23 protein-coding genes are annotated in these 25242 nt (G+C 60.7%); 18 read left to right on the top strand and 5 right to left on the bottom strand.

Annotation, left to right across the window (positions count from 1 at the left end; translation table 11 throughout):
- Window position 1: 1 nt before the first annotated feature.
- Genes HJB82_RS01280 through HJB82_RS01260 form a run of 5 tightly spaced genes read left to right on the top strand, consistent with a single transcriptional unit; the run spans window position 2 to window position 6036 of the window.
- On the top strand, window positions 2–1381 hold the full coding sequence (locus HJB82_RS01280) for an amidohydrolase (protein WP_207584946.1): 1380 nt from the start codon (window positions 2–4) through the stop codon (window positions 1379–1381).
- A gap of 25 nt (window positions 1382–1406) precedes the next feature.
- Entirely contained in the window at window positions 1407–2504 is a 1098-nt protein-coding gene (locus HJB82_RS01275) for a BMP family ABC transporter substrate-binding protein (protein WP_207584947.1), read from the top strand.
- A gap of 3 nt (window positions 2505–2507) precedes the next feature.
- Window positions 2508–4028 carry an ABC transporter ATP-binding protein gene (locus HJB82_RS01270; protein WP_207584948.1) on the top strand — a complete coding sequence of 507 codons (1521 nt, stop codon included), beginning with the start codon at window positions 2508–2510 and terminating at the stop codon, window positions 4026–4028.
- Complete coding sequence (locus HJB82_RS01265; protein WP_221139420.1) at window positions 4028–5128, top strand: ABC transporter permease; 1101 nt, start codon at window positions 4028–4030, stop codon at window positions 5126–5128. The genes HJB82_RS01270 and HJB82_RS01265 overlap by 1 nt, the downstream gene beginning before the upstream one ends.
- Complete coding sequence (locus HJB82_RS01260; protein WP_207584950.1) at window positions 5125–6036, top strand: ABC transporter permease; 912 nt, start codon at window positions 5125–5127, stop codon at window positions 6034–6036. Before HJB82_RS01265 ends, HJB82_RS01260 begins: the two co-directional genes overlap by 4 nt.
- A 26-nt stretch (window positions 6037–6062) precedes the next feature.
- On the opposite strand, the gene HJB82_RS01255 is transcribed toward HJB82_RS01260, so the two are convergent.
- Window positions 6063–6596 carry an NUDIX hydrolase gene (locus tag HJB82_RS01255; protein ID WP_207584951.1) on the bottom strand — a complete coding sequence of 178 codons (534 nt, stop codon included), beginning with the start codon at window positions 6594–6596 and terminating at the stop codon, window positions 6063–6065.
- A gap of 95 nt (window positions 6597–6691) precedes the next feature.
- Between HJB82_RS01255 and HJB82_RS01250 the strand changes: the two genes are divergently transcribed.
- From HJB82_RS01250 to HJB82_RS01230, 5 genes are all read left to right on the top strand, one after another.
- Window positions 6692–7336: a DUF47 domain-containing protein gene (locus HJB82_RS01250; RefSeq protein WP_207584952.1), complete on the top strand. Its 645-nt coding sequence runs from the start codon at window positions 6692–6694 to the stop codon at window positions 7334–7336.
- Complete coding sequence (locus HJB82_RS01245; protein ID WP_033184194.1) at window positions 7336–8340, top strand: inorganic phosphate transporter; 1005 nt, start codon at window positions 7336–7338, stop codon at window positions 8338–8340. Before HJB82_RS01250 ends, HJB82_RS01245 begins: the two co-directional genes overlap by 1 nt.
- 470 nt (window positions 8341–8810) lie before the next feature.
- Complete coding sequence (locus HJB82_RS01240; RefSeq protein WP_207584954.1) at window positions 8811–10124, top strand: CmpA/NrtA family ABC transporter substrate-binding protein; 1314 nt, start codon at window positions 8811–8813, stop codon at window positions 10122–10124.
- Window positions 10125–10182: 58 nt separating this feature from the next.
- Window positions 10183–11076, top strand: a complete 894-nt coding sequence (gene ntrB, locus HJB82_RS01235) for a nitrate ABC transporter permease (protein WP_207584955.1) — start codon at window positions 10183–10185, stop codon at window positions 11074–11076.
- Between the two features lie 11 nt (window positions 11077–11087).
- Window positions 11088–11885 carry an ABC transporter ATP-binding protein gene (locus HJB82_RS01230; protein WP_207584956.1) on the top strand — a complete coding sequence of 266 codons (798 nt, stop codon included), beginning with the start codon at window positions 11088–11090 and terminating at the stop codon, window positions 11883–11885.
- Window positions 11886–11925: 40 nt separating this feature from the next.
- Here HJB82_RS01230 and HJB82_RS01225 read toward each other — a convergent pair whose 3' ends face one another.
- Window positions 11926–12600 (bottom strand): GntR family transcriptional regulator, encoded by a 675-nt coding sequence (locus HJB82_RS01225; RefSeq protein ID WP_207584957.1) that lies wholly within the window; start codon window positions 12598–12600, stop codon window positions 11926–11928.
- 341 nt (window positions 12601–12941) lie between these two features.
- Between HJB82_RS01225 and HJB82_RS01220 the strand changes: the two genes are divergently transcribed.
- The 7 genes from HJB82_RS01220 (at window position 12942) to HJB82_RS01190 (ending at window position 19468) form a co-directional block, all read left to right on the top strand.
- The gene (locus HJB82_RS01220) at window positions 12942–14069 is read left to right on the top strand and encodes a BMP family ABC transporter substrate-binding protein (protein ID WP_207584958.1); all 1128 of its coding nucleotides are present in this window, start codon (window positions 12942–12944) and stop codon (window positions 14067–14069) included.
- A 20-nt stretch (window positions 14070–14089) separates the two neighbouring features.
- Window positions 14090–15214 carry an ABC transporter permease gene (locus HJB82_RS01215; protein ID WP_221139419.1) on the top strand — a complete coding sequence of 375 codons (1125 nt, stop codon included), beginning with the start codon at window positions 14090–14092 and terminating at the stop codon, window positions 15212–15214.
- A complete protein-coding gene (locus HJB82_RS01210) occupies window positions 15214–16140 on the top strand; it encodes an ABC transporter permease (protein WP_207584960.1) in 927 nt (308 codons plus the stop codon). The genes HJB82_RS01215 and HJB82_RS01210 overlap by 1 nt, the downstream gene beginning before the upstream one ends.
- Before the next feature lie 65 nt (window positions 16141–16205).
- Window positions 16206–16907, top strand: a complete 702-nt coding sequence (locus HJB82_RS01205) for a cysteine hydrolase family protein (protein ID WP_207585174.1) — start codon at window positions 16206–16208, stop codon at window positions 16905–16907.
- Complete coding sequence (locus HJB82_RS01200) at window positions 16904–18454, top strand: ABC transporter ATP-binding protein (RefSeq protein ID WP_221131369.1); 1551 nt, start codon at window positions 16904–16906, stop codon at window positions 18452–18454. The genes HJB82_RS01205 and HJB82_RS01200 overlap by 4 nt, the downstream gene beginning before the upstream one ends.
- Window positions 18454–19122 (top strand): cysteine hydrolase family protein, encoded by a 669-nt coding sequence (locus HJB82_RS01195; protein ID WP_207584962.1) that lies wholly within the window; start codon window positions 18454–18456, stop codon window positions 19120–19122. Before HJB82_RS01200 ends, HJB82_RS01195 begins: the two co-directional genes overlap by 1 nt.
- Window positions 19115–19468 (top strand): cupin domain-containing protein, encoded by a 354-nt coding sequence (locus HJB82_RS01190; protein WP_207584963.1) that lies wholly within the window; start codon window positions 19115–19117, stop codon window positions 19466–19468. Before HJB82_RS01195 ends, HJB82_RS01190 begins: the two co-directional genes overlap by 8 nt.
- A 115-nt stretch (window positions 19469–19583) precedes the next feature.
- Here the strand turns inward: HJB82_RS01190 and HJB82_RS01185 are convergent, their stop codons facing one another.
- Window positions 19584–20168: a cysteine hydrolase family protein gene (locus tag HJB82_RS01185; protein ID WP_207584964.1), complete on the bottom strand. Its 585-nt coding sequence runs from the start codon at window positions 20166–20168 to the stop codon at window positions 19584–19586.
- An 80-nt stretch (window positions 20169–20248) separates the two neighbouring features.
- A complete protein-coding gene (locus tag HJB82_RS01180) occupies window positions 20249–22639 on the bottom strand; it encodes an EAL domain-containing protein (protein ID WP_221139418.1) in 2391 nt (796 codons plus the stop codon).
- 101 nt (window positions 22640–22740) lie between these two features.
- Here HJB82_RS01180 and HJB82_RS01175 point away from each other — a divergent pair, with 101 nt between their 5' ends.
- The gene (locus HJB82_RS01175; RefSeq protein WP_207584966.1) at window positions 22741–23547 is read left to right on the top strand and encodes a transporter substrate-binding domain-containing protein; all 807 of its coding nucleotides are present in this window, start codon (window positions 22741–22743) and stop codon (window positions 23545–23547) included.
- 80 nt (window positions 23548–23627) lie between these two features.
- Here HJB82_RS01175 and fdhA read toward each other — a convergent pair whose 3' ends face one another.
- Window positions 23628–24818, bottom strand: coding sequence for a formaldehyde dehydrogenase, glutathione-independent (gene fdhA, locus HJB82_RS01170; RefSeq protein WP_207584967.1), 1191 nt, complete (start codon window positions 24816–24818; stop codon window positions 23628–23630).
- Between the last annotated feature and the right edge of the window lie 424 nt (window positions 24819–25242).

Genomic DNA, 25242 nt, shown 5'->3' with positions numbered 1-25242 from the left:
CATGACCGGCTATCTCCTGAAGAACTGCGCGGCCGTGATCGTCGACGAGGGCAAGGGGCCGGTCGTCCGTCGCCATGTCGATCTCCTGACCGACGGTTCGGCGATTGTGGCGATCGGCGAAAATCTGGCGGCGGACGCGCTTTTCGCCGGCACGACTGTTCAGGATGCTGCCGGCTGGTTCGTCTATCCCGGCCTCGTCAACACCCATCATCATTTTTTCCAATGCTTCGTGCGCAATCGCGCCGATCTCGACTGGACGAAGCTTTCGGTCATCGAGTGGCTGGACTGGATCTACCCGATCTTTTCGCAGCTCAACGAGGAGTGTTTTTACCACTCCTCCGTCACGGCGATGGCCGAGATGATCAAACATGGCTGTACCACGGCTTTTGACCATCAATACAATTTCCCGCGGCACGCCGGGAAGCGGCTGATCGACCGCCAGTTCGAAGCAGCCGAACTGTTCGGCATGCGCTTCCACGCCGGCCGCGGCGGCAATACCCTGCCGAAGTCGGAGGGCTCGACCATTCCCGACGAGATGCTGGAAACGACCGATGAATTCATCGCCGACTGCGCCCGGCTGATCGACACTTACCACGATGCCAACCCCTTCAGCATGCGCCAGGTCGTGGTGGCGCCCTGCCAGCCGGTGAATTGCTATCGCGAGACCTTTGCGGAATCGGTGGCGCTGGCGCGTGATCGCGGCGTCATGATGCACACCCATGTCGGCGAGGGCGAAAGCCCGGTCATTCATGCTCGCCATGGCATGCGCACGGTCGATTATCTGGAAGAAGTCGGCTTTGCCGGGCCGGACACCTTCTATGCCCATTGCTGGGAGTTGAGCCACGACGAACTCAGGAAGATGGCGGCGAGCCGCACCGGCGTGGCGCACTGCCCGGAGCCGGTCTATCTGGTCGGCGCTGAAGTCACCGACATTCCCGCCATGGCCGCCTTCGGCCTGCGCATCGGCCTTGGTTGCGACGGGGCCGCCTCCAACGACAATTCCAACCTGATGCACTGCCTGCACTCCGCCTATATGCTGCAGTGCCTGGTCTCCTCCAGCCGCGCCCATCCCGTGCCGCCGCCCGTCGATTTCCTCGGCTACGGCACGACAGGCGGTGCGAGCCTGCTCGGCAGGCGCGACATCGGCCGGCTGGCGCCCGGCATGGCAGCCGACCTGTTTGCGATTGACACGCGCCGCATGGATTATGTCGGTACGCGGCACGATCCGTTGAGCCTGATTGCCCGCGTCGGCATCGGCATGGCGACCGACATGACGATGATCAATGGCCGCATCGTCTGGCAGAAGGGGGAATTCCCCGGTCTCGACGAGGCCAAGCTTTCTGCCGACGCCGAGGCTGCACTCGCAGCCGTGAAATTCTAAAAACCAAAAAAGGGAACCCGTGAACATGACCAAATTGACCCGCAGAAACCTGATGACGGCCGCTGCCGCCACCGGCCTTGCCGGCGCGCTCGGCCGCCGTCTTGCCTTCGCCGCCGACCAGCCGCTCGGCATCACCCTCGTCGTCCCTTCGCCGATCGGCGACGTAGGCTGGGGGCACGCCCTTGCCGCCGGTCTCGAGCCGATCAAGGCCGCTTACGGCGACAAGGTGAAGGTCACGGTGCTTGAGAATATCGCCGAAGGCCCGGACGCCGACCGCATCATGACCAAGACCGTCGCCGACGGAAATAAGTTCCTGATTGCCGGCTCCTTCGGCTATCAGAACGGCGCCCTGCAGATCGCCCGCCGTGATCCGAGCGTGACGGTCCTGCATGCCTCCGGCTTCCAGGTTGCTCCGAATTTCTCGCCGTTCGCCGCCAAATATTTCCAGGGCACCTATCTGCTCGGCATGGCCGCGGCGGCGCTTTCCAAGACCGGCAAGCTCGGCTCCGTCTCGGCCTTTGCCATTCCCGAGCTCATTACCTCGATCAACGCCTTTACGCTCGGCGCCCAGGCGGTGAAGCCGGATATCGAAGTCTCCGTCGTCTGGGTCAATTCCTGGTTCGACCCGGCCAAGGAGCAGGAGGCAGCCAAGGCGCTGATCGCGCAGAAGTGCGACGTGATCTTCTCCAATGCACAGGACACGCCATCCGTCATCTCTGCCTGTGAGGACGCCGGCGTCTACGCCTTCAACCTCAATTCGTCGATGAAGAAGTATGCGCCGAAAACCTATCTCGGCTGCATCTCGACGGACTGGTCGCCCTTCTTCAAGGCTTCGGTCGATGCCCATCTCGCCGGTACGTTCAAGGGGGCCAATACGTTCCTCGGCGTCGCCGACAAGGTCGTCGAAGTGGTCGACTGGAACCCAGATATTCCGGCCGACGTAATGACCAAGATCAAAGAGGTCGAGGCAAAGATCGCCGACGGCAGCTTCTCGCCCTTCACCGGGCCGATCACCAAGGCCGACGGCAGCGAAGGTGCCGCCTCGGGCGCAACCATGGCCGACCCTGAGATCATAGCCATGAATTGGCACGTCAAGGGCGTCTCGACGCCGCTGCCGAAATAATTCATGACCACCCCGCTCCTGTCGCTGCGTGGCATTTCGAAAAGCTACGGCCAGATCCATGCCAATCAGGCAATCGATCTGGACGTGGCTCCGCAATCGATCCATGCGATCCTCGGAGAAAACGGGGCGGGAAAATCGACGCTGATGAAGCTGATTTACGGTGTCGAGCAGCCGGACGACGGAGATGTCGTCTGGGAAGGAACACCCTTGCGCCTCGCCTCCCCCGGGGAGGCGAGGCGCAAGGGCATCGGCATGGTCTTCCAGCACTTTTCGCTGTTCGAGACATTGACGGTCATCGAGAATATTCAGCTGGTGGTGCCGGGTCGCAAAGCTGATCTCAAGGAACGTATCCGGACGCTTGGACGGGAGTTCGGCCTCGAAGTCGATCCGCTTGCCCATGTGCATGCGCTGTCGGTCGGCGAGCGGCAACGGGTGGAGATCATCCGAAGCCTGATGACCAATCCGAAGCTGCTGATCCTTGACGAGCCCACCTCCGTCCTGCCGCCGCAACTGGTGGAGAAACTCTTCGACACCCTGCGTCGGCTGCGCGACGGCGGCGTTTCCATCCTGCTGATTTCCCACAAGCTCGAAGAAATTCGGGCGATCTGTGACCGCGCGACGATTCTGCGGAGCGGACGCGTGACCGGAGATATCGACCCGCGCGATCACGACGCCCATGACCTTGCCCGGATGATGATCGGCCGCGATATGCCGGCACCCATCTCGGCGCTGCCGCTGTCTGGCGGGGAAAAGCGGCTGGAGATCATCGGTTTGGACCACCAGCCCGACGATCCCTTTGCGGTGCCGCTCTCCGGCCTCAGTCTCGAAGTGCGTTCCGGCGAAATCCTTGGGATCGCCGGTATTTCGGGCAACGGCCAAAGTGAGCTTGCCGCGCTGATTTCGGGCGAGACCATGCTGGGGCGCGAACAACGCGACCGGATCTACATGATGGGAATGGATGTCGGCAGGCTCGATGCCGCCGCGCGGCGGCAGCTCGGATTTGCCTTCGTTCCGGAAGACCGGCTCGGACGCGGCGCCGTGCCGGAAATGTCGCTCGTCCTCAACAGCTTGCTGACGGCCCATCCACTCAAGCTTTTACGGCGTGGTCTCATCGAAAGGGCACGAGCGATGACATTCACCAAGGATTGTATCCGTCAGTATGATGTCCGCACACCCGGTCCGGATGCGGAAGCCGGCACCCTGTCCGGCGGCAACCTGCAGAAGTTCATCGTTGGCCGCGAAATCATGCTGTCTCCGAAATTGCTTTTCGTGGCGCAGCCGACCTGGGGCGTCGATGTCGGCGCTGCATCCGCCATCCGCAGCCGCCTGGTCGCATTGCGCAATCAGGGCATGGCGATCCTCGTCATTTCCGAGGAACTGGAAGAACTGTTCGAGCTCTGCGATTCCATCCAGGTGCTGCATCACGGCCGGCTCAGCCCGCCGCTCGCAACGCGGGACACGAAGCCCGAGGAGATCGGCCGATACATGATCGGGGCACATACCTCGCCCGAGAAAGTCCAGTGATGAGCGCTTGGTTACCCGCTTCCGTTCCCACCCTGGTCCGCCGGGAGCGTGCATCGCTGGCTGCGGCCCTCTGCGCACCCGTCATCGCGCTCGGGGGGGCGATCGCACTTAATCTTTGCCTTTATGTCTTGATGGGCCGCGACCCCGTCGCGGTCGTCTATGCGATGCTTTTCGAGCCCTTCCTCTCCTGGGCTTCATTTTCGGAAGTGCTCTTAAAGGCTGGGCCCCTCCTCCTCATCGCCCAGGGGCTGGCAATCGGCTTTCGCGCCAAGGTTTTCAATATCGGCGCCGAAGGCCAGTTTATCCTTGGGGCGATCTTCGCCTCCGCCATTCCGGTCTGGTTTCCCCAGGCGACGGGCCAGTGGATCTGGCCGGCGATGCTGCTGCTCGGCGCCATCGGCGGCGCACTCTGGGCTTCTCTTACCGCCTTCTGGCGCGTACGCCTCAACGCCAACGAGATCCTCGTTTCGCTGATGCTGAGCCTCGTTGCCGCGCAACTGTTGAACTATCTGCTGCTCGGCCCCTGGAAGGATCCGAACGGCTTCAATTTCCCGCAGTCGGTGATGTTCCAGTACGATGCGATGGTGCCGACCCTGATTGCCGATACTCGTGTCAACGTCTCCTTCCTCATCACCCTCGTTTTGTCGGTTGCGGCCTGGGTCTTCATGCAGAAGAGCTTCATCGGCTATAAGCTGCAGGTCGGCGGCCTGGCGCCGAGGGCTGCCGGCTACGCCGGCTTCAGGGAAGGTTGGGCGATCTGGCTTTCGCTGCTGATCGGCGGTTTTGCTGCCGGCCTTGCCGGCGCCGCCGAAGTTGCCGGTCCGCTCGGCCAGCTGCAGCGTTCGGTCGCGAGCGGCTATGGTTATGCGGCCATCATCGTCGCCTATCTCGGCGGCCTGCATCCAATCGGCATCGTGGTCTCGGCGCTGGTCATGGCGGTCATCTATATCGGCGGCGACAATGCCATGGTCTCGGCCGGCCTGCCGATCGCCGCCGTCCGTGTCTTCCAGGGCAGTCTGCTGCTCGCCTACCTGATCGCCGTCGCCTTCGTGCGCTACCGTCTTGAATGGCGCCGCACCGCCCAGCGGAGCCTGCCATGAACGCCATCGAGTTCATTCTTGCCGGCATGCTTGCTGCCGCGACACCGTTTCTTCTGGCAGCACTCGGCGAACTGGTGGCCGAGCGCGCCGGTGTCCTCAACCTCGGGGTCGAGGGATTGATGGCGCTTGGCGCCGTGCTCGCCTTCATCGTCGTTTATCATGGCGGCGGACATTTTCTCGGCTTCATCGCCGCAGGGCTCGGCAGCGCTGCCCTTTCCCTGCTTTTTGCCTTCGTCACGCTCGGGTTCCGGGCAAACCAGGTGGCCGCCGGCCTTGCCATCGGCATCCTTGGCCAGGGCCTCTCGGCGCTTTTCGGCAAGACCTATGAAAGCCTGACGGTCAAAGGTCTTTCAAAGCTTGCTCTTCCAGGGCTGTCGGAACTCCCGGTCATCGGCGGTCTTTTCGTCCAGGACATCGTCGTGTGGATTTCGCTCGCCGCGACCCTCGCTCTCTGGGCCATACTTGCCTACACCAAGCTTGGTCTCATCGTCCGGGCCGTTGGCGAGAACCCGAAGGCCGCCCACGCTATCGGCTATTCGGTCATATCGGTCCGTATCCTCGCCATCGCCTTCGGCGGCGCGATGGCCGGCTTCGCCGGCGCCTACGCGGCGGTCGTCTACACACCACTTTGGGCCGACGGAATGATCGCCGGACGCGGCTGGATCGCCGTCGCTCTGGTCGTCTTCGGGACCTGGCTCACCGGTCGCATCTTCCTCGGCGCCTGCCTCTTCGGTGCGGTCTCGCTGATGGGGCTTGCAGCCCAGGCAAGCGGGCTGGACGTTCCCTCGCAATTGCTCTCGAGCCTGCCTTATCTCGTCACGATCATCGTGCTCGGCATCATCTCCGCCGACCGCCGCCTGCTGAAACTGAACGGCGTCGCTTCACTGGGCGAACCATTCGAGCGATAGAGCATCGTGCGGAAAGGTGTCAGCGGTCAGCCGCGATCGCGTTTCTTGCGACTGCGCACTTCAAATTGGACGAGCAGCGACTTGAGTTCGATCTCGCGAACGCGTCGTGCCGCTTCATCCGGGCTGACCCATTCGAGAATACGCTGATCCCGCTCCTTGAAATCGCCGCTGATTTCCGTGACTTCAATCTGAAACATGTCGACGATACAGGGGGCCACATCGCCATTGTCGAATTCTTTGAGATAGGTATAGCGTCCGACCGGCTTCTTCTTCACCAGCCCGCGCACGCCTGCCTCCTCCCATGCTTCGATTGCTGCTGCTTCGAAAGGCTTTTTCCCCTTCATCGGCCACCCTTTCGGGATGACCCAGCGTGCGCTCTCGCGCGATGTGATCACCAGGATTTCGACCTCGGATCCGGCATTGCAATGGCGGAAGCAAATAGCGCCATATTGTTGGCGGAATGCGCCGGCGAACAGCGTTTCAGGAACAGCAGCGAGCTGCCGCAGTAGTGGCTGGGTTTTGTCCAGTCTAGGCTTCCTGCCTTTTTTGCTAGGCGTCATAGCGATGGAGTAGCCGATTTGCTTGTTGCTTCAATTGCCTGAGCGTGTTTATGACACATTTATGACAGTCGGCCGCACGAGGAAGGTTCGCAGGCATGATGAGCATTTTTCGCAAGCTGATGCCACGGGAAGACAGATTCTTTGAAATGTTTTCCAAGCATTCGAAGACCGTCGTTGCCGCGGCGCACGCCCTCGATCAACTCCTGAAGGGCAATGACGTTCAGAAAAACTGTGAACGTATCGTCACATTGGAAAACGAGGCCGACGACGTCACGCGTGAGGTTCTTCTTGCCGTTCGGCGAAGCTTCATCACGCCCTTCGACCGGGGGGACATCAAAGACCTTATTCAGTCGATGGATGATGCGATCGACATGATGCACAAAACTGTCAAGACGATCCGCTTGTTCGAGCAATCCTGCTTCGATCCGCTCATGCAGCAGATGGGCAGTGAAATCGTCAAGGCGGCAAACCTTGTCGCCGAAGCGATACCCCTCCTCGACAAATTGGGAGCCAATGCGCAACGTCTCGCAGCCATCGCGGAGGAGGTCACCCGAGTGGAGGGACGTTCCGATGAGCTCCACGACCAGGGCTTGAAGGAGCTGTTTGTGCGTTATGGCGCCAGCGGCAATGCGATGGCCTACATGATCGGAAGCGAAATCTACGGAGAGCTGGAGAAAGTCGTCGACCGCTTCGAGGATGTCGCCAACGAGATCAGCGGCATTCTCATCGAGAACGTCTGATGGATGCCTCCCTCGCTTTGCCGCTGCTCGTCGGCCTGGTCGTTGTCGCCCTGTTCTTCGACTTTCTCAACGGTCTGCATGATGCGGCCAATTCGATCGCCACGATCGTCTCGACCCGCGTCCTGCGGCCACAATATGCGGTCGCCTGGGCGGCGTTCTTCAATTTCATCGCATTCCTGTTCTTCGGTCTGCATGTGGCCGAAACGCTGGGAACCGGCATCATCGATCCTGCGATCGTTTCGCCTCAAGTGATCTTCGCCGCACTGATGGGCGCTATCATTTGGAATATTCTCACCTGGATTTTCGGGATTCCGTCCAGTTCGTCGCATGCGCTTGTCGGTGGGCTGGTGGGGGCCGGCCTGGCAAAGGTGGGTTTCAGTTCGATCGTCTGGAACGGCCTCCTAAAGACCGTCGGTGCCATTTTCCTTTCGCCAGCCATCGGCTTCCTGCTCGCCCTCGTGCTGGTGCTCGCCGTCTCCTGGTTATTCGTCCGGCAAACGCCGTTTGCGGTGGATCGGACATTTCGCGTCATGCAATTTGTGTCCGCTTCGCTCTACTCGCTTGGCCACGGCGGGAACGATGCGCAGAAGACGATGGGCATCATTGCGGTACTCTTGTTCAGCCAAGGATATCTTGGCCCGACATTCTACGTGCCTTTCTGGGTGGTCATTTCCTGCCAGTCGGCAATGGCTCTCGGTACGCTCTTTGGCGGATGGCGGATCGTTCATACCATGGGGTCGAAGATCACTCGGCTCAACCCCATGCAAGGTTTCTGCGCAGAGACGGGCGGAGCGTTGACACTCTTCGGAGCGACGTGGCTCGGTATTCCCGTTTCGACGACGCATACCATCACTGGAGCAATCGTTGGAGTGGGCGCGGCTCGTCGTGTTTCAGCCGTGCGCTGGGGATTGGCCGGCAACATCGTGATAGCCTGGATCGTAACGATGCCGGCGGCTGCGGCAATATCCGCAGCGTTCTACGGCCTCGTATCTTTGCTGCAATGAAATGAGGTGACGGCGAGGCAATCACCTCGCATTGACCCTCCCCTCTTGAGCTTTGCCAGTGGCAATACCGACGAATAGGGCGGGCAGAATCCATTCCCCCGTCCTCGTCATCGCGACTTCCATATTGCGTGCACTGCACAAATAGAGCGCTCCCATGGCTGCGGCCACAGCAGTAATCGCACAAAACGGAAGCGGAAAATAACAAAGCCCAAAAAATAGGCATTTATCAATTCTTCGCATTTCTCCTTTTGCTTCATGCCGTTACCAACTCTTCTTGAAATTGGCACGCTGCTTGCAAGTCCTGAGACGCACCGGTCAACGGCGACCGGTGCGGATAGGCGCGGCATAAGCGCCTACATCAGACACCGACGTCGCAAGGTCTTTGCTCTCCGGGATGCTCCCATCCCCTGGACGCAATTTCCAGCGGCGTTTTTTTGTGTCCAAATTCAGCCAGCAGAGGGAACCTGCGCATGACAACGAATTTGAAGACTGGGATTTCGACAATAGGCATAACCCGCCGCAGCATGCTCAAGACGACCGCAGCGGCTGCCCTCATCGGCGCCGTCAAAACTGCCTTTCCGTCCGGCGCCTTCGCAGCCGGAGCAGGCCCTGAAGTGAAAGGCGTCAAGCTCGGCTTTATCGCTCTCACGGATTCCGCGCCGCTGATCATCGCTAGAGAGAAGGGCTTTTTCGACAAGCATGGCCTTCCGGAAACGGATGTGGCCAAACAGGCATCCTGGGGCGCGACCCGCGACAATCTCGTGCTGGGCGGCGCAGCAAACGGTATCGACGGTGCCCATATCCTCTCGCCGCTGCCCTATCTCATGCATACCGGCAAGGTGACGCAGAACAATAAGCCGGTGCCGATGGCGATCCTCGCCCGCCTCAACCTCGACAGCCAGGGCATTTCCGTCGCCAAGGAATATGCCGAAACCGGCGTGCAGCTCGATGCCTCGAAGCTGAAGGCCGCGTTCGAGAAAAAGAAGGCAGAAGGCAAGGAGATCAAGGCCGCCATGACCTTCCCGGGCGGCACACACGACCTCTGGATACGCTATTGGCTCGCCGCCGGCGGCATCGATCCAAACAAGGACGTTTCGACCATCGTCGTGCCGCCGCCGCAGATGGTTGCCAATATGAAGGTCGGCAACATGGACGTCTTCTGTGTGGGCGAACCGTGGAACGAGCAGCTCGTCAACCAAGGCATCGGCTTCACCGCGGCTACCACCGGCGAGCTCTGGAAGGGTCATCCCGAAAAGGCGCTGGGGCTCCGCGCCGAATGGATCGAAAAGAATCCCAATGCGGCCAAGGCCTTGCTGATGGCTGTCATGGAGGCCCAGCAGTGGTGCGAGAGCATGGATAACAAGGCGGAGATGGCGGACATTCTCGGCAAGCGCCAATGGTTCAACGTTCCGACGAAGGACGTGCTCGGCCGCCTCAAGGGAGACATCAATTATGGCAACGGCCGCGAGGTCAAGGCCACCGACCTCTACATGAAGTTCTGGAAAGACGGCGCCTCCTATCCGTTCAAGAGCCACGATACCTGGTTCATGACGGAAAACATCCGCTGGGGAAATCTGCCGGCGAGTACCGACATCAAGGCGCTGGTCAACCAGGTGAACCGTGAAGATATCTGGCGCGAGGCCGCCAAGGATCTCGGTGTCGCGGCGGCCGATATTCCCGCCTCGTCTTCCCGTGGCAAGGAGACCTTCTTCGACGGCAAGATCTTCGACCCTGAAAATCCTTCCGCCTATCTCGACAGCCTTTCGATCAAGGTTGTCTCCTAACCCCGCCTCCGGCGCGCCACGGGCGCGCCGGCCTTTCGTTCATGTGAGGAGCGCGTCGATGTCCGCCCTGGCAAATAAAGCAAATCCCTCCACTGCCGTCTCTGCCAAGCCGGCGGCAAAAATTCTGCCATTATCCGGCAAGCAAAGATCACGGATCGATTTTCGTCATGCGGCAACCGCCACGTTTCGCAACGTCGTTCCGCCAGCCGTGGTGCTGGCACTCATCCTGCTCTTCTGGCAGGCGCTCTGTTCATCGCCGGATGCGTCTTTGCCCTCGCCGCATCGGGTCTGGCAGGAGAGCTACGACCTGATCGCCTATCCGTTCTTCAACAACGGCTCCCAGGATATCGGGCTTGGCTGGCGCGTGCTCGTTTCGCTGCAACGCGTGCTCTATGGTTTTGGCTTGGCCTCCGTCACCGGCGTTATCGTCGGAGCGATCATCGGCCAATCGGTCTGGGCAATGCGCGGTCTCGATCCGATCTTCCAGGTGTTGCGAACGGTTCCGCCGCTCGCCTGGTTGCCGCTATCGCTCGCAGCCTTCCAGGATTCCAACCCTTCCGCGATTTTCGTCATCTTCATCACCTCGATCTGGCCGGTGATTATCAACACCGCCGTCGGCGTACGTAATATCCCGCAGGACTACCGCAACGTTGCCGAGGTGCTGCGGCTCAATCAGTTCGAGTTTTTCTGGAAGATCATGCTGCCATCGGCGGCCCCCTACATCTTCACCGGCCTGAGGATCGGAGTCGGCCTCTCCTGGCTCGCCATCGTCGCCGCCGAAATGCTGACCGGCGGCGTCGGCATCGGTTTCTTCATCTGGGACGCATGGAATTCGTCGCGCCTGCCGGACATCATCGTCGCGCTCGCCTATATCGGTATCGTCGGCTTCGCACTCGACAAGCTGGTGGCTGCGCTCGGCAAACTCATCACGCGCGGCGCCACCGCCAACTAAGGAACGTCCCGATGAATGCCTATCTGAAGCTCGATCATATCGACAAACATTTCGATCGCAGCGGCGTGCGCGCCGAGGTTTTGAAAGACATCAACCTGACGATCTCCGCGGGCGAATTCGTCTCGATCATCGGCCATTCGGGCTGTGGAAAATCCACTCTGCTCAACCTCATTGCCGGCCTGACCCCGGTTTCCGCCGGCGCCGTGCTCCTCGAAAATCGTGAGGTCAACGGACCCGGTCCCGAACGCGCCGTCGTTTTCCAGAACCACTCCCTGCTGCCTTGGCTGACGGTTTACGAGAACGTCAATCTGGCCGTCTCCAAGCTCTTCAACCGAACGAAGACCAAGGCCGAGCGGCATGACTGGGTCATGGCCAACCTCGACCTTGTGCAAATGGCGCATGCGAGGGATAAGCGGCCTTCGGAAATTTCCGGTGGCATGAAACAGCGCGTCGGCATTGCCCGCGCGCTTTCGATGGAGCCGAAGATCTTGCTGCTCGACGAGCCTTTCGGTGCGCTGGATGCGCTGACCCGCGCCCATCTTCAGGACGCAGTGATGGAAATCCACGCCCGGCTCGGCAACACGATGGTGATGATCACCCATGACGTCGATGAGGCGGTGCTGCTCTCCGACCGCATCGTGATGATGACCAACGGCCCGGCGGCCCGCATCGGCGAAGTGCTCGATGTGACCATGTCTCGTCCCCGCAATCGCATCGAACTCGCCTCCGACCGGACATATCTCAAATGCCGGGAGGCCGTGCTGAAGTTCCTTTACGAACGCCACCGCTTCATCGAAGTCGCGGAGTAGAGACCGGAAACAACGGCGTGATTGACCGGTCGCAGCCTGCTTACTCCTCGGCCGTTGCAAATACCGCGCTGGCATCGCTGACAATTTCCACGTGGGAATATGCCGCCTGCCCCGCGGCGGCTGCGTCCGCGCGCATGATTGCGGTCACGATCCGGCCGTGCTCTTCATAGGATTTCGCCAGACGTCCGGGCAGACGGAACTGCGCCCGCCGAAAAGCCGCGAGCCGCGCCCGCGTCTGAGTCACCATCTCGAAGACATGATCGTTATGCGCGCCGCGATAAAGCCGGGTGTGAAATTCGGTGTTGTGAGCCGAATATTCCTCTTCCGCGCCGGCATGCACGAGCTTCACCGATCCCCGATGATCCAGTTCCAGCGCCCGCCGCTCATCGACCGTCATACGCTCGGCCGAGAGCCTGGCACAGATCGCTTCGAGTTCCGCCATCGCCTCGAACATCGAATGCAGATAAGCCTCGGTGACATTGGTAACGACGGCACTGCGGTTTGGTTCGCGCGCAACCAATCCCATGGCGCTGAGCTCACGCAAGGCTTCTCTGACCGGTGTGCGCGAAACGTCGAAACGAACCGCGAGCGACACCTCGTCCAGCTTTCCGCCCGGCAGGATTTCGCCTGTGACGATCATGTCGGAGATCGCCCTCACCATCTGTTCGACGGTGGTTCCGGTGCGGATGATTTCTCTGCGTTTGGCCTGCTTCACGATACGAATCTGCTCACGTCAACACTCTGCATACAGATGCCGCTCAGCACGCCATAAGTCAAACTACGTGGCGAAGATATTGTTAGATTTTCACTTTCCGATGCAAGGCACAGTCCGCAACAGCTTGTCGACTCGCTGACTGCGCACCTAGATTGAGCAAAAAACAGTTCATGATTATTTTTTATGCGTTACTGCGGTCAATCTGCATGCACTTTAAACAATACAGGCTGCTACTCCAAAAATAATATATAAAAAACAATAAATTGGGTTCTGGCATGAGCATTGCATGCACTTTACTGTCCTGTTTCGCAAACCGGCCCAGCGCCGCAAGGAGCATTCCAATGACCAAACTCCTTTCCATGAACCGCCGCAATTTCCTGCAGGCTTCCGCTGCCGGAGCGCTGGCCAGCGCCATACCGGGCCTGATCGGCTCCTCCGCAGCGGCCCAAACCGCGCTGACCATCGGCTTCATCTATGTCGGCCCCAAGGACGACTACGGCTACAACCAGGCGCATGCGGAAGGCGCCGCCGTGGTCAAGGCGCTGCCGGGCGTGACGCTGGTCGAAGAAGAGAACGTTCCGGAGACCGTCGATGTTCAGAAGACCATGGAGTCGATGATCAATCTCGACGGTGCGACCCTGCTGTTTCCGACCTCCTTCGGCTATTTCGACCCACACATGCTGGCCATGGCCGCTAAACATCCCGACGTTCAGTTCCGCCATTGCGGCGGCCTCTGGCAGGAAGGCAAGCACCCGGCCAATACGGGCTCCTATTTCGGCTATATCTTCCAGGGCCAGTATCTGAACGGCATCGCCGCCGGCCATGCGACGAAGAGCAAGAAGATCGGCTTTGTCGCCGCCAAGCCGATCCCGCAGGTTCTGCAGAACATCAACGCCTTCCTGCTCGGCGCGCGCGCAGTCGACCCTGCTATCACCTGCCAGGTAATCTTCACCGGCGAGTGGTCGCTCGCCGTCAAGGAGGCCGAAGCCACCAACGCCTTGGTCGACCAAGGCGCCGACGTCATCACCTGCCACGTCGATAGCCCGAAAGTGGTTGTCGAGACGGCCGCGGGCCGCGGCGCCTTCGTCTGCGGCTATCACGCCAACCAGAGCCCGCTCGCTCCCGAAAAGTACCTCACGGGCGCCGAATGGGCCTGGGGCAACGTCTATGGCGACTTCGTCAAGAAGGCGCAGGCCGGCGAAAAGCTCGGCAATTTCGTGCGCGGCGGCCTGAAGGACGGCTTCGTCAAGATGAGCGCGCTCGGCCCCGGCGTGTCCGCAGAGGGCCGCAAGGCCTTCGAAGCCACGCAGGCGGACATGATGAAGGGCGGCTTCTCGGTTTTCAAGGGACCGTTGAAGGACAACAAGGGCGACACCGCCGTGGCTGCAGACAAGAGCTACGCTGAAGACGCGATCGAGCTCGAAAGCATGAATTATCTGGTCGAGGGCGTCGTCGGGTCCACATCGTAAACCGCGAAGGGAGAAGCGCCATGACCATCGAGGCCAATCCTGCAATATCGATCGCGGGAAAACCGGCTTCGCTGCGCCCGGTCCTCGAATGGACCGCGCGGCGAGCCGAGCCGATCGTCATCGGCCTCGCGGCCATCCTGATCGGTCTTGCGCTTTTCTCCCTCTTCATCCTGGCGGTCGGCAAGTCGCCGGCCACCCTCTTCCAACTGATGTACACCGGCGGCTTCGGCAGCTGGTTTTCGGTGCAAAACAGCCTAAGCCGTGCCGCACCCCTTCTCCTGACGGCACTCTGCGTCGCCCTGCCCGCCCGTCTCGGCCTCGTCATCATCGGCGGGGAAGGAGCGGTTGTGTTGGGCGGCGTTGCTGCCGCAGCCATGGCTCTGCCGCTCGCCGGCACCGCGCCGGTCTTCCTCACCCTCGTTCTGATGGCGATGGCGGCCATGGTGGTCGGCGGCATCTGGATCGGCCTCGCCGGGTTCCTGCGCCACTACCGCGGCGTCAACGAAACCATATCGTCGCTGCTGCTCTCCTATATCGCCATTGCCCTGATGAACCAGTTCGTCGAAGGGGTGCTCCGCGATCCGGCAAGCCTCAACAAGCCGTCGACCAGGCCGCTGCCGGCGGAATACATGCTCGGCAATATACCCGGCATGGACGTGCATTGGGGTCTTGTCATCGGCATCCTCGCCTGCATGGTCTCGTGGATCGCGATCGAGGCGACGAGCTACGGTTTTGCCGCCCGCATCGCCGGCGGCAACGTGCGAGCCGCCCAGATCCAGGGGCTGCCGGTCGGCAAGCTGATCGCGGGATTTACCGCACTTGCCGGCAGCTTTGCCGGTCTGGCGGGCATGATCGAAGTGGCGGCGGTGCAGGGAAGTGCCAATGCTTCGCTTGCGGCGGGCTACGGTTATACCGGCATCCTCGTCGCCTTCCTCGCCAGGCACAATCCGCTGGCGATCATTCCAGTGGCGATCCTGCTCGGCGGCATCGAAGCCTCGGGCGGCCTCATCCAGCGGCGCATGGGCCTGCCGGATGCGACCGTTCTGGTGCTGCAGGGAACGCTCTTCATCGTTATTCTTTTCTGCGAGACATTCTACGGCCGCTTTAAGATCTTCAATCCCGATCTCTGGAAAAGGAGCCTCTGATGGAAGAGACAGGCATCGGCATCTGGGGCGTGCCGCTGGCGATCTTTGCAGGCGCCATCCGCGTTTCCACCCCGTTCATCTTCGTTAGCCTCGGCGAGACGATCACCGAACGCTCCGGCCGCATCAATCTCGGCCTGGAAGGCACGCTGGTCTTCGGCGCCATGACGGCTTATGCGGTGGCCGTCATGACTGGCTCACCGACCCTCGGCGTGGTGGCCGCGATGATGGCCGGCGCGATCTTCGGCGTCATCCACGGCTGGATCTGCAAATTCCCCAAGGTCAATGACATCGCCATCGGCATTGCCATGATGCAGTTCGGTCTCGGCATGGCGTTCTTCCTCGGCAAATCCTTCATTCAACCCGTGGCGCCGAAACTGCCCTCGATCGCGCTCGGAGGCTGGTCGAGCATGCCGCAGCTACAGGCGGCGCTCAATATCAACGTGCTGTTCTTCATCGGCGCCGCACTTGCTCTCTTCCTGTTCTGGGCCTTCAAGAACACCCGCATCGGTCTGATCCTGCGCGTCGTCGGCGATAGCACCGACGCGGCCCGGGCCATGGGCATCGACCCTGACCGGGTTCGCCTGCTGGCGACGGCCGCGGGCGGCTCGCTGGCGGCGATCGGCGGCGCCTACCTTTCGCTCTATTATCCGGGCTCGTGGAACGAAGGCATCTCGTCGGGTCAGGGCCTGATGGCCGTGGCCCTAGTGATCTTCGCGCGCTGGAACCCAATCGGCTGCTTCCTCGCCGCCCTGCTTTTCGGCGGTGCCGGCGCGCTCGGCCCGGCGCTGCAATCGGTCGGCGTCACACAAGGCTACTACCTCTTCTACGCTGCCCCTTATGTCCTCACCCTCATCATCCTGATTGCCACCTCCTCGCCCACCCGCTCGCTCGCCGGTGCGCCGGGCGCGCTGTCGCTGACGAAATAACGGAGCCTTGTGATGAACGGACTTGGCGGTCTCAACAAATCTGCCGCGGAATAGGAGAGAGAATGATGGACGCGATGGTCGAAACCAAAGGGCGTTTTATCGACGCCGATCCGTATCCGTGGCCCTATAACGGCGCTCTCAGGCCTGATAACACCGCCCTCATCATCATCGACATGCAGACGGATTTCTGTGGCAAAGGCGGCTATGTCGACCACATGGGCTACGACCTGTCGCTGGTGCAGGCGCCGATCGAACCCATCAAACGCGTGCTTGCCGCCATGCGGGCCAAGGGCTACCACATCATCCATACGCGCGAGGGCCATCGCCCCGACCTCGCCGATCTGCCGGCCAACAAACGCTGGCGCTCGCGGCGGATCGGCGCCGGCATAGGGGATCCCGGCCCCTGCGGCCGCATCCTGACGCGTGGCGAACCCGGCTGGGACATCATCCCCGAACTCTACCCGACCGAAGGCGAGACAATCATCGACAAGCCCGGCAAGGGTTCGTTCTGCGCCACCGATCTTGAGCTCATCCTCAACCAGAAGCGCATCGAGAACATCATCCTCACGGGAATCACCACCGATGTCTGCGTCTCGACGACGATGCGCGAGGCGAACGACCGCGGCTACGAATGCCTGCTGCTGGAGGACTGCTGTGGGGCGACGGACTATGGAAACCACCTCGCCGCCATCAAGATGGTGAAGATGCAGGGCGGCGTCTTCGGCTCGGTCTCCAATTCCGAAACCTTTGTGAGCCAGCTGTCATGAGCACCGTTCGCGACACGCCCCTTCCCAAGGCCGGCAAGGCGATCGGTATCGATACGCTCGGCATGACCATGCGCTTCGGCAGCTTTACCGCGCTCGACAACGTCTCGATCGCCGTTCCGGCCGGCTCTTTTCACGCGCTTCTCGGCGAAAACGGCGCCGGCAAGTCGACGCTTGTCAAATGCATCATGGGCTTCTATCACGCCACGTCAGGCTCGCTGTCGGTCGACGGCCGCGAGGTAGCGATCGGCTCACCCAAGGATGCCGCGACCTACGGGCTCGGTATGGTCTACCAGCATTTCACCTTGGTTCCCTCTCTGACCGGCGCGGAAAACCTGGTCATCAGCCGTGCCGAAGTACCTGCGGTGATCAACTGGGCCGGGGAACGCAAGGATCTGGCGGGTTTCATGGAGCGCATGCCGTTCAAGATCCCGCTCGACAGGCCGGTGAGCCAGCTTGCCGCCGGCGAAAAACAGAAGCTCGAAATCGTCAAGCAGCTCTACCTCGGCCGCTCCTTCCTCGTTCTCGACGAGCCGACCTCGGTGCTGACGCCGGCGGAGGCAGACGAGATGCTTGGCATCGTGCGCGGGATGACCGAGCGCGGCGAACTCACCGTGCTGATGATTTCTCACAAATTCCACGAAGTGACGAAATTCGCCGATGCCGTCTCGATCCTGCGGCGCGGCAAACTGGTCGGTGCCGGCAACGTCGGTGAGCTCTCCACATCAGATATGGCGGCGATGATGATCGGCGACGTCAAGCTCGCCGAACTCGACAGCCGCCTGCCGGTGGCGGAAGCGGCAAGGCCGGTGCTGTCCGTAAGCCGGGTGAAAGCCCCGGATCGTTCCGGCCTGAAAACGATCGAAATCGACGAGCTTACGGTGCGCTCCGGCGAGATCGTCGGCATCGCCGGCATATCGGGCAATGGCCAGAAGGAACTGACGGAAATCCTCGCCGGCCAGCGCCCGACCGATAGCGGCCAGGTCATGGTCAATGGCGAGGCTTACGGCGCAACCCGCGACGAGACCCGCAAGAACAGGGTGCGTTTTATCCCCGAGGAGCCGTTGCAGAATGCCTGCGCGCCGAAGATGACGGTGAGCGAGAACCTTGCGTTCCGCACCTTCGACTTGAAGCCGGACGGCAAGGACGCGATCTGGTTGAACAGGGCCAGCATGAAGAAGCGTGCGTCGGCGCTGATCTCCGACTTCAAGGTCAGGACCGCCTCTTCCTCCTCGCCGATTGCAGCGCTTTCAGGCGGCAACGTGCAGCGGGCGGTGCTCGCCCGCGAGCTGACCGGCGACGTCGATCTGCTCATCGTCTCCAACCCGTGTTTCGGCCTCGATTTCTCGGCCGTTGCCGAAATCCGCGCCCGCATCATGAAGGCGCGCAATTTGGGTGCTGCCGTGCTGCTGCTCTCCGAAGACCTCGACGAACTGCTCGAAATGTCCGATCGCATCATGGTCATTTCGGAAGGCAGGCTGGTTTACGAGACACCGGCGCGTTCGGCCGATATCGGCGTGATCGGCGCCCACATGGCGGGGCATCACTGATGGTGGGGATTAAAGCCGAACCTTTCGCCTTTCCGGTGAGGCACGATGAACTCGCCCTTATCGTCATCGACATGCAGCGCGATTTCGCCGAAGCCGGCGGCTTCGGTGCAAGCCTTGGTAACGATGTCAGCCGCATCACCCGCATCGTGCCTGATGTCAAACGCCTGATCCAGGGCTTCCGCAATGCCGGCCTGCCTGTGATCCATACGATGGAGTGCCACCGGCCGGACCTGTCCGACCTGCCGCCGGCGAAACGCGACCGCGGCAATCCTTCGCTCAGGATCGGCGACGAAGGCCTGATGGGCCGCATCCTGATCTCAGGCGAACCCGGCACGGCGATTCTTCCGGAACTTGCTCCTGTGAAGGGGGAAATCATCATCGAAAAACCCGGCAAGGGCGCCTTCTACGCTACCGAGCTTGGCGCCATGTTGCAGCAGAAGGGCATCAGTCAGCTCGTCTTTGCCGGCGTCACCACCGAAGTCTGCGTGCAGACGACCATGCGCGAAGCAAACGACCGCGGCTATGAATGCCTGCTCGCCGAGGAGGCGACGGAAAGCTATTTCCCCGAATTCAAAGCCGCAGCCATCGCCATGATCCGCGCCCAGGGCGCTATCGTCGGCTGGACCGCCCATGTCGACGACATTCTGGAAAGCATTGCCAATGCCTGAAACGACCCGCGAACTGCTGACATCGGGCGGCTGGAAGGAAGTGGAATTCGGCCCTTTCCGCGAGAATGTCACCATTCACTGGATCCGCCCCTTCGAGGGCGACCAGCCGGGCGTGGCGCTGTTGAAATATGAGCCCGGCGCCTCCGTTCCCCGCCATCTCCACGAGGGGCTCGAGACCATCCTGGTGCTCGATGGTGTTCAATCCGACGAGACGGGCGATTACATCAGCGGCAGTTATATCGTCAATGCACCCGGCAGCGAGCATTCGGTCTGGAGCGATACCGGCTGTGTCGTGCTGATCCAGTGGGACCGGCCGGTGAAGATACTCGAAGAGGAAATCGCATGATTCCGTTCTTCGCCGCTGCATGGCAACGACAGCAGCGTCGAGCTAATTGAAGCGGTCTCACCCACTGGGGCGATTTCCATCAGGCAAGCGGCGTGACGCTGGGTGCGACGCGCTTTTAAGCAACGCCTCTCAAAAACTCCTCGGTCTCCATGAGTTCAAGCTGCACGGAAAACCGATCGTGCAGGAGTTCCAGTGAGGCGTCATGCGTATCGTCGGCGCCACTGCAGACGGCATCCTTCAGCACGATGACTCGATAGGCGAGATCGATGGCGCCGAGTGTCGTGGCAAGCACGCAGACGTCCGTTTCACCGCCGGTGATGACGAGGGTATCGACCCGCTCCGACTGAAGGATCGGATGAAGACGCCCGTCGATCCAAGGGGAATAGGTGCGTTTGTCGAAGTGCCTTGCCGGCGGAACCAGCGACGCCAGCGATGAGGCGAGATCGATGAAGCTGCGGGGAAGATGTTCGCCCGTCATCATCCACCATTTCTGGTAATAATCCCTCCATTTTCCCGTCATGTCGTCGGCATGTGCGGGTGGCACGAAACGGGTAAAGATCGTTCGGGAAGGGTGCCGCCCGGCCAGCTCTTCGATCTGGGGAGAGACCCGTGCCATCCAGGGAACGTGCCACGGCGTGTCCTCGGCAAACATCCGCTGCATGTCGACACAAAGATGCCGCCACTCCCCGACCTCGCCCATCACATCCTCCATTCGGTTTTCAGGCGTCAACCGCCGCGCTGGGCGAAAGTTCCTCTAACCAGCGGAAGAGCAGAAGCCTTTCAGGCAACGGCGCCCGGAGCGATCGTCAGTAATCGAGTGGTGCTTTCAGGTTCCCGGAAACAATCGAGTTCACGAAGAGGAACTGGTTTGGAGAAGAAGTAGCCTTGGAGGTCGGTGCAGCCGAGGGCGGCCAGAAAGTCGCGTTGATATTCGGTTTCAACCCCTTCCGCCGTCGTCGAGATCCCGAGGTTGCGGCTGAGCGCGACGATAGCGCCAATGATAGCTGCCCCGTTGGCTTTTGTGCCGAGCAGCGAGACGAAGGAACGATCGATCTTGATGCGGTCGATATCGAAGCGCATCAGGTGGCTGAGGCATGAAAATCCGGTCCCGAAATCGTCGAGCGAAATCTGAATACCCCGACTGCGCAGCGACTTCAGCACCGAATAGACGTCCGAGTTATCCTCGATGAGCGAGGATTCGGTGAGCTCGAGTTCGAGCCGGGATGGCAGCAGCCCGCTCTCCTGAAGCACGGCGAAGACTTCCTCGGCAAAATTCGGTCTTCTTAACTGGGCGGGAGATACATTGACGGCAACGAACGTATCTTCAGGCCATTTGCAGGCGGCTCGGCAGGCTTCGCGCAATACCCAGAAACCGAGAGCGTCGATGAGACCACCCTCCTCGGCGACAGGGATGAAGCTGGCAGGCGTCAACAGTCCACGCTGACTGTGACGCCAGCGCACCAGAGCTTCCGCGCCCGACGCCGAGTATCCGCCCTCGGCACGATGCACGGTTTGGTAATAGACCTCGAGCGATCCGAAATCCGGCCTGTTTGCAGCCGGATCTGAGCGTGGACCGTCGCCGGATGAGGCCATGCTTTTAGCCAGAACTTCGCGCAATTCGTTTTTGAGAATGTCGCGCGCATTCCTGCCGCCGTCCATGGACGGCGAATAGACGCGCCATTGACCTCTCCCGCCCATCTTGGCCTCGTAAAGCGCGACGTCGGCGTAGCGCATGATGTCGTCGGCATTCCGGCCGGCATCCGGAACAACGGTTACGCCGATCGAGCCGCCGACGCGGGCGACCGCCTCGCCTCGCAAAAGCGGGAAGGGCTTGCCAAGTTCGGCAACGATCGCTTCGCAGATTGCCGGCAAAACTTGATCATGGTCTTTGATGTCCCGGAGAAGCAGGGCAAATTCGTCCCCTCCGAGCCGGGCAAGCGTGTCGCCTGGACGCAGTATGGAGCGGATCCGCTCCGCAGCCATCCTGATGAGTTCATCGCCGGCCGCATGGCCGAACGTGTCGTTCACGGCTTTGAAGCGGTCGAGGTCGAGAAGCGCAACTGCCGAGCGCTCGGCCGAATTTTTTGTCTCGGCCAGGCACTCGTCGAACCGGATGGCGAACAAGGCGCGATTGGGAAGGTCGGTCAGCACATCATGCAGGGCAAGCTGCCGTGCATGCAGCTCGCTTTTCTTCAATTCGCCGAGACTGCTTCGCAGGCGCACCAGCAGGACCGAGAACAGGATGGCGATCACCAGGGCGGCAATCGAAAGCGCCGGCATCAAGCGGCCGATCACTCTTGAACCCGGAAGATCGGGCCGCCAGACGATGAAGCCGATCGGTTCGCCGTTTGCCGTGGCGTCGATCTGAAACGCAACCTCGTTTTCGTCCGCATCGGCGGTGCGCGCGAAGCGCGCGCCGTTGAGACCTTGTTGCCGGCTCAATTCGTCCAGCGCCGCACCATCGATAAACCGAACGACGATCAGGAATTGCCGCGTCGGCTGCTGCTGTCCCTGGTCGGCCTCGTTGATGGCGACGACGCCGACGATCGTCGGCCGGCCTTCCAGCCGCATCAGATTGGCCAAGGCACGGTTGGAGCGGGTTGCGTTCGCAAGGCGGCTTTCCATCGAGGACGGCGTTCGTTCGGAAACCGTCCCTTGTCTCACCCCAAGGCGGGCATCCTGAAGGAGAGGCAAAAAGAGAGGCTTCATCCAGCGATAACGCTTTTCCGTCTGGGCGTCCGCCAGCATGAGCAGTTGAGCCTTCTCGTCGACGACGAAAGCCTGGTCGTAGCCGAAGGCGGACATTGCGGTCTGGCTGATCGCACTTCCGGCCGCCGCCGTCAGTACTGCCTCGAGGCTTGAGGAGCCTCCGGTTGATCGGGCGGCAGGATAAACACGTGTGAGGTAGCCATTGCCGAACTGACCGATAACATGCGCGACCTGATCGACCTGTTCGCGCAGGCGCGCATTTACAAGCTGGCGTTGGCGATCAAGGGCGGCAGCGTCACTCTCGGTTCCTGCCCACAGCGCCGAAAGCACGACAAGTCCAATCGCTCCAAGGCCGCTGACGGCGATCAGAAAGAGAATTCTTCCCGAGGCGATCCAGGATTGCTGAAACGTATTGGAGCTGGAAGGAACAACGATTTGCAAGCCTAGACCCCTGGACACCACGACACGGGCGTATTCGCCGACGCTAACAAAGAAGCGTTCACGTAGAATTAAAAGCTACGGCGCATTATGGGCGAGATCGAATACGCCCCAAGGAGCTCCCGATGCTGCGCATATCCCTTCAGACTATGTTGCGCGGAGCACTGATTGCGGGGGGCTTGGGTATGTTATTGATCGCGGCCGCGCCAATCCAGGCGACCGCGCAAGATCGTACGCCGATGAGGATTGCCGTCGAAGGGGCATTTCCGCCCTTTAATTACGTCGATGCAAACAACAAGCTTCAAGGCTTCGACATCGATGTTGCCAACGCCCTTTGCGAGGTCGGCAAGTTCGAATGCCAGTTCATCATCGAGAAGTGGGACGACATAATTCCCGATCTCGTTGCCGATAAATACGACGCGATCATCTCATCCATGTCGATGAGCCTCGAGCGGCGTCAAAAGGTTGCTTTCACTGAAAAATACTACAACAGCCCGTCCGTGTTCATCGCTCGGAAAGATTCGCCGATCAGCGATGTCAGCCCCGCCGCCCTCAGCGGCAAGATTCTCGGGGTGACGTCGTCGACAGCGCAGGAATCCTACGCCAACCATCTCTATCCGGAGATGAAAAAGAAGGTCTTTCGGTCTTCGCCTGAATTGTACAAGGGGCTGTCGGACGGCAGTGTCGATATCATTCTGGAAGACAAACTCGCCATCTACGACTGGATCGCCAATACGAAGGCTGGAACCTGCTGCGAGTTCAAAGGACCGGATCTGGTCGACGTCACATACTTCGGTGAAGGTGCCGGCATCGCGTTGCGCCTGGATGACAAGGAACGTCTTACGCGCTTGAACGAAGCGTTGAAGAGCATCAAGGCGGACGGGACCTATGACATGATCAACGCAAAATATTTCCCGTTCAGCATCCAGTAGTTTCGCAGTAAATGCTTGATAAATGAAGGATGGCCGGTTTGCGGCCGACCATCCCATCAGGGCTATCTTCGATCGTGCCGCTATGCGGCTTTCGCGACGTCTCCATGCGGATCGAGGACATATTTCATCGCGGCTCCATGGTCGAAGCTCTCATATCCAGCGGCGGCATCGTCGAGCGGGATGACCTTGGCATTGACGATATCGGCAATGGGCAGCCGGTCGTGGAGGATCGCCTGCATGAGCTGACGATTGTATTTGAGCACCGGCGTCTGGCCGGTGTGGAAAGATTGCGCCTTGGCCCAGCCGAGACCGAAGCGGAGCGCAAGATTGCCGTGTTTGGCGGCATTGTCGACGGCGCCCGGATCCTCGGTGACGTAGAGGCCGGGAATACCGATCGAGCCTGCGGCTCGGGTAATCTCCATCATCTGGTTGAGCACGATCGCAGGCTGTTCGCCGCCCGAATGGCCGCGTGCCTCGAAGCCGACCGCATCGATGGCGCTATCCACCTCGTTGCTGCCGACGACCTGGGCGATCATGTCGCCAAGACGGTCGCTCTTGGAGAGATCGATCGGTTCGAAACCGACCCTCGCCGCATGCGCCAGACGATCCTTGTTGAAGTCACCGATCATGACGACCGCGGCGCCGAGGATGCGTGCCGAAGCCGCAGCCGCAAGGCCGACAGGGCCGGCGCCAGCGACGTAGACGGTCGAGCCGACCCCGACACCGGCGCGCACTGCGCCATGGAAACCGGTGGGCAGAATATCGGAGAGCATGGTGAGATCGCGGATCTTCGCCATCGCCTTGTCCCGATCGGGGATTTTCAGCAGGTTGAAATCCGCATAGGGGATGGTGACGTAGCGCGCCTGTCCGCCGATCCAGCCGCCCATGTCGACATAACCATAAGCGCCACCGGCGCGGGACGGGTTTACGGTGAGGCAGACACCGGTATCCTGGGACTTGCAGCAGCGGCAACGGCCGCAGGCGACATTGAAGGGTACCGAGACGATATCGCCGATGTCGAGCATCTCGACGTCGATGCCTTTCTCGATGATCTCGCCGGTGATCTCGTGGCCGAGGACCAGACCCGGCATTGCCGTGGTACGGCCACGGACCATGTGCTGGTCGGAGCCGCAAATGTTGGTCGATATTACCTTCAGAATGACGCCGTGTTCGATGCGGCGGCCATCGGGCGCTTCCAGTTTCGGATCGTCGAGATCGCGAACCTCGACCTTGCCCGGCCGCAAATAAACGACGCCTCTATTCTTGCTCATGGATTCCTCCCACTTGTTGATGCCTCGAGCTGCAACCGATGCAGTCGATGGCAACCTTTCCTTCGGCCTGCCTCCTCTGCAGCCCGGTATTCACAACGCGCCGGATATCGCCGCATCGGGCGATATTCGAATTTCACGAATGGACAGATTGGATGGAGGGAGAGAGTAAACACGATAGGTCTTGCCTGTCGTTCCGCTCGTCATCGCCGATCTGCTGCGTAAGCGCCAGTTTCGGGCTCCAGAACCTCCTTCGATCCATCTCGATATCCTTCCGGAACTCTCTCCGGCGATCTCCTTGCGGATTCAGTTCTTATAACAGCTGCCGAGCGGCCGGACCGGCCTTTCAATGGTTCATGTCGCCAGCTTGCAAGGCGGCGCCTTGAATACCACAAGAAAACCACGCCCGGCGGAAAACAGCGCCCAA

The sequence above is a fragment of the Rhizobium sp. NZLR10 genome, assembly GCF_019685125.1.
Taxonomy (GTDB): domain Bacteria; phylum Pseudomonadota; class Alphaproteobacteria; order Rhizobiales; family Rhizobiaceae; genus Rhizobium.
This window is presented reverse-complemented; position numbering and strand designations above follow the sequence as displayed.

What these genes read in the sequence shown, in the direction of transcription:
- HJB82_RS01215 (WP_221139419.1), top strand. Translation starts at nt 14,090, where the DNA reads ATGACCATCGAGGCCAATCCTGCAATATCGATCGCGGGAAAACCGGCT.
- HJB82_RS01220 (WP_207584958.1), top strand. Translation starts at nt 12,942, where the DNA reads ATGACCAAACTCCTTTCCATGAACCGCCGCAATTTCCTGCAGGCTTCC.
- HJB82_RS01210 (WP_207584960.1), top strand. Translation starts at nt 15,214, where the DNA reads ATGGAAGAGACAGGCATCGGCATCTGGGGCGTGCCGCTGGCGATCTTT.
- HJB82_RS01270 (WP_207584948.1), top strand. Translation starts at nt 2,508, where the DNA reads ATGACCACCCCGCTCCTGTCGCTGCGTGGCATTTCGAAAAGCTACGGC.
- fdhA (WP_207584967.1), bottom strand. Translation starts at nt 24,818, where the DNA reads ATGAGCAAGAATAGAGGCGTCGTTTATTTGCGGCCGGGCAAGGTCGAG.
- HJB82_RS01185 (WP_207584964.1), bottom strand. Translation starts at nt 20,168, where the DNA reads ATGGGCGAGGTCGGGGAGTGGCGGCATCTTTGTGTCGACATGCAGCGG.
- ntrB (WP_207584955.1), top strand. Translation starts at nt 10,183, where the DNA reads ATGTCCGCCCTGGCAAATAAAGCAAATCCCTCCACTGCCGTCTCTGCC.
- HJB82_RS01260 (WP_207584950.1), top strand. Translation starts at nt 5,125, where the DNA reads ATGAACGCCATCGAGTTCATTCTTGCCGGCATGCTTGCTGCCGCGACA.
- HJB82_RS01245 (WP_033184194.1), top strand. Translation starts at nt 7,336, where the DNA reads ATGGATGCCTCCCTCGCTTTGCCGCTGCTCGTCGGCCTGGTCGTTGTC.
- HJB82_RS01205 (WP_207585174.1), top strand. Translation starts at nt 16,206, where the DNA reads ATGGACGCGATGGTCGAAACCAAAGGGCGTTTTATCGACGCCGATCCG.
- HJB82_RS01265 (WP_221139420.1), top strand. Translation starts at nt 4,028, where the DNA reads ATGAGCGCTTGGTTACCCGCTTCCGTTCCCACCCTGGTCCGCCGGGAG.
- HJB82_RS01250 (WP_207584952.1), top strand. Translation starts at nt 6,692, where the DNA reads ATGATGAGCATTTTTCGCAAGCTGATGCCACGGGAAGACAGATTCTTT.
- HJB82_RS01175 (WP_207584966.1), top strand. Translation starts at nt 22,741, where the DNA reads ATGCTGCGCATATCCCTTCAGACTATGTTGCGCGGAGCACTGATTGCG.
- HJB82_RS01195 (WP_207584962.1), top strand. Translation starts at nt 18,454, where the DNA reads ATGGTGGGGATTAAAGCCGAACCTTTCGCCTTTCCGGTGAGGCACGAT.
- HJB82_RS01240 (WP_207584954.1), top strand. Translation starts at nt 8,811, where the DNA reads ATGACAACGAATTTGAAGACTGGGATTTCGACAATAGGCATAACCCGC.
- HJB82_RS01280 (WP_207584946.1), top strand. Translation starts at nt 2, where the DNA reads ATGACCGGCTATCTCCTGAAGAACTGCGCGGCCGTGATCGTCGACGAG.
- HJB82_RS01190 (WP_207584963.1), top strand. Translation starts at nt 19,115, where the DNA reads ATGCCTGAAACGACCCGCGAACTGCTGACATCGGGCGGCTGGAAGGAA.
- HJB82_RS01255 (WP_207584951.1), bottom strand. Translation starts at nt 6,596, where the DNA reads ATGACGCCTAGCAAAAAAGGCAGGAAGCCTAGACTGGACAAAACCCAG.
- HJB82_RS01230 (WP_207584956.1), top strand. Translation starts at nt 11,088, where the DNA reads ATGAATGCCTATCTGAAGCTCGATCATATCGACAAACATTTCGATCGC.
- HJB82_RS01275 (WP_207584947.1), top strand. Translation starts at nt 1,407, where the DNA reads ATGACCAAATTGACCCGCAGAAACCTGATGACGGCCGCTGCCGCCACC.
- HJB82_RS01200 (WP_221131369.1), top strand. Translation starts at nt 16,904, where the DNA reads ATGAGCACCGTTCGCGACACGCCCCTTCCCAAGGCCGGCAAGGCGATC.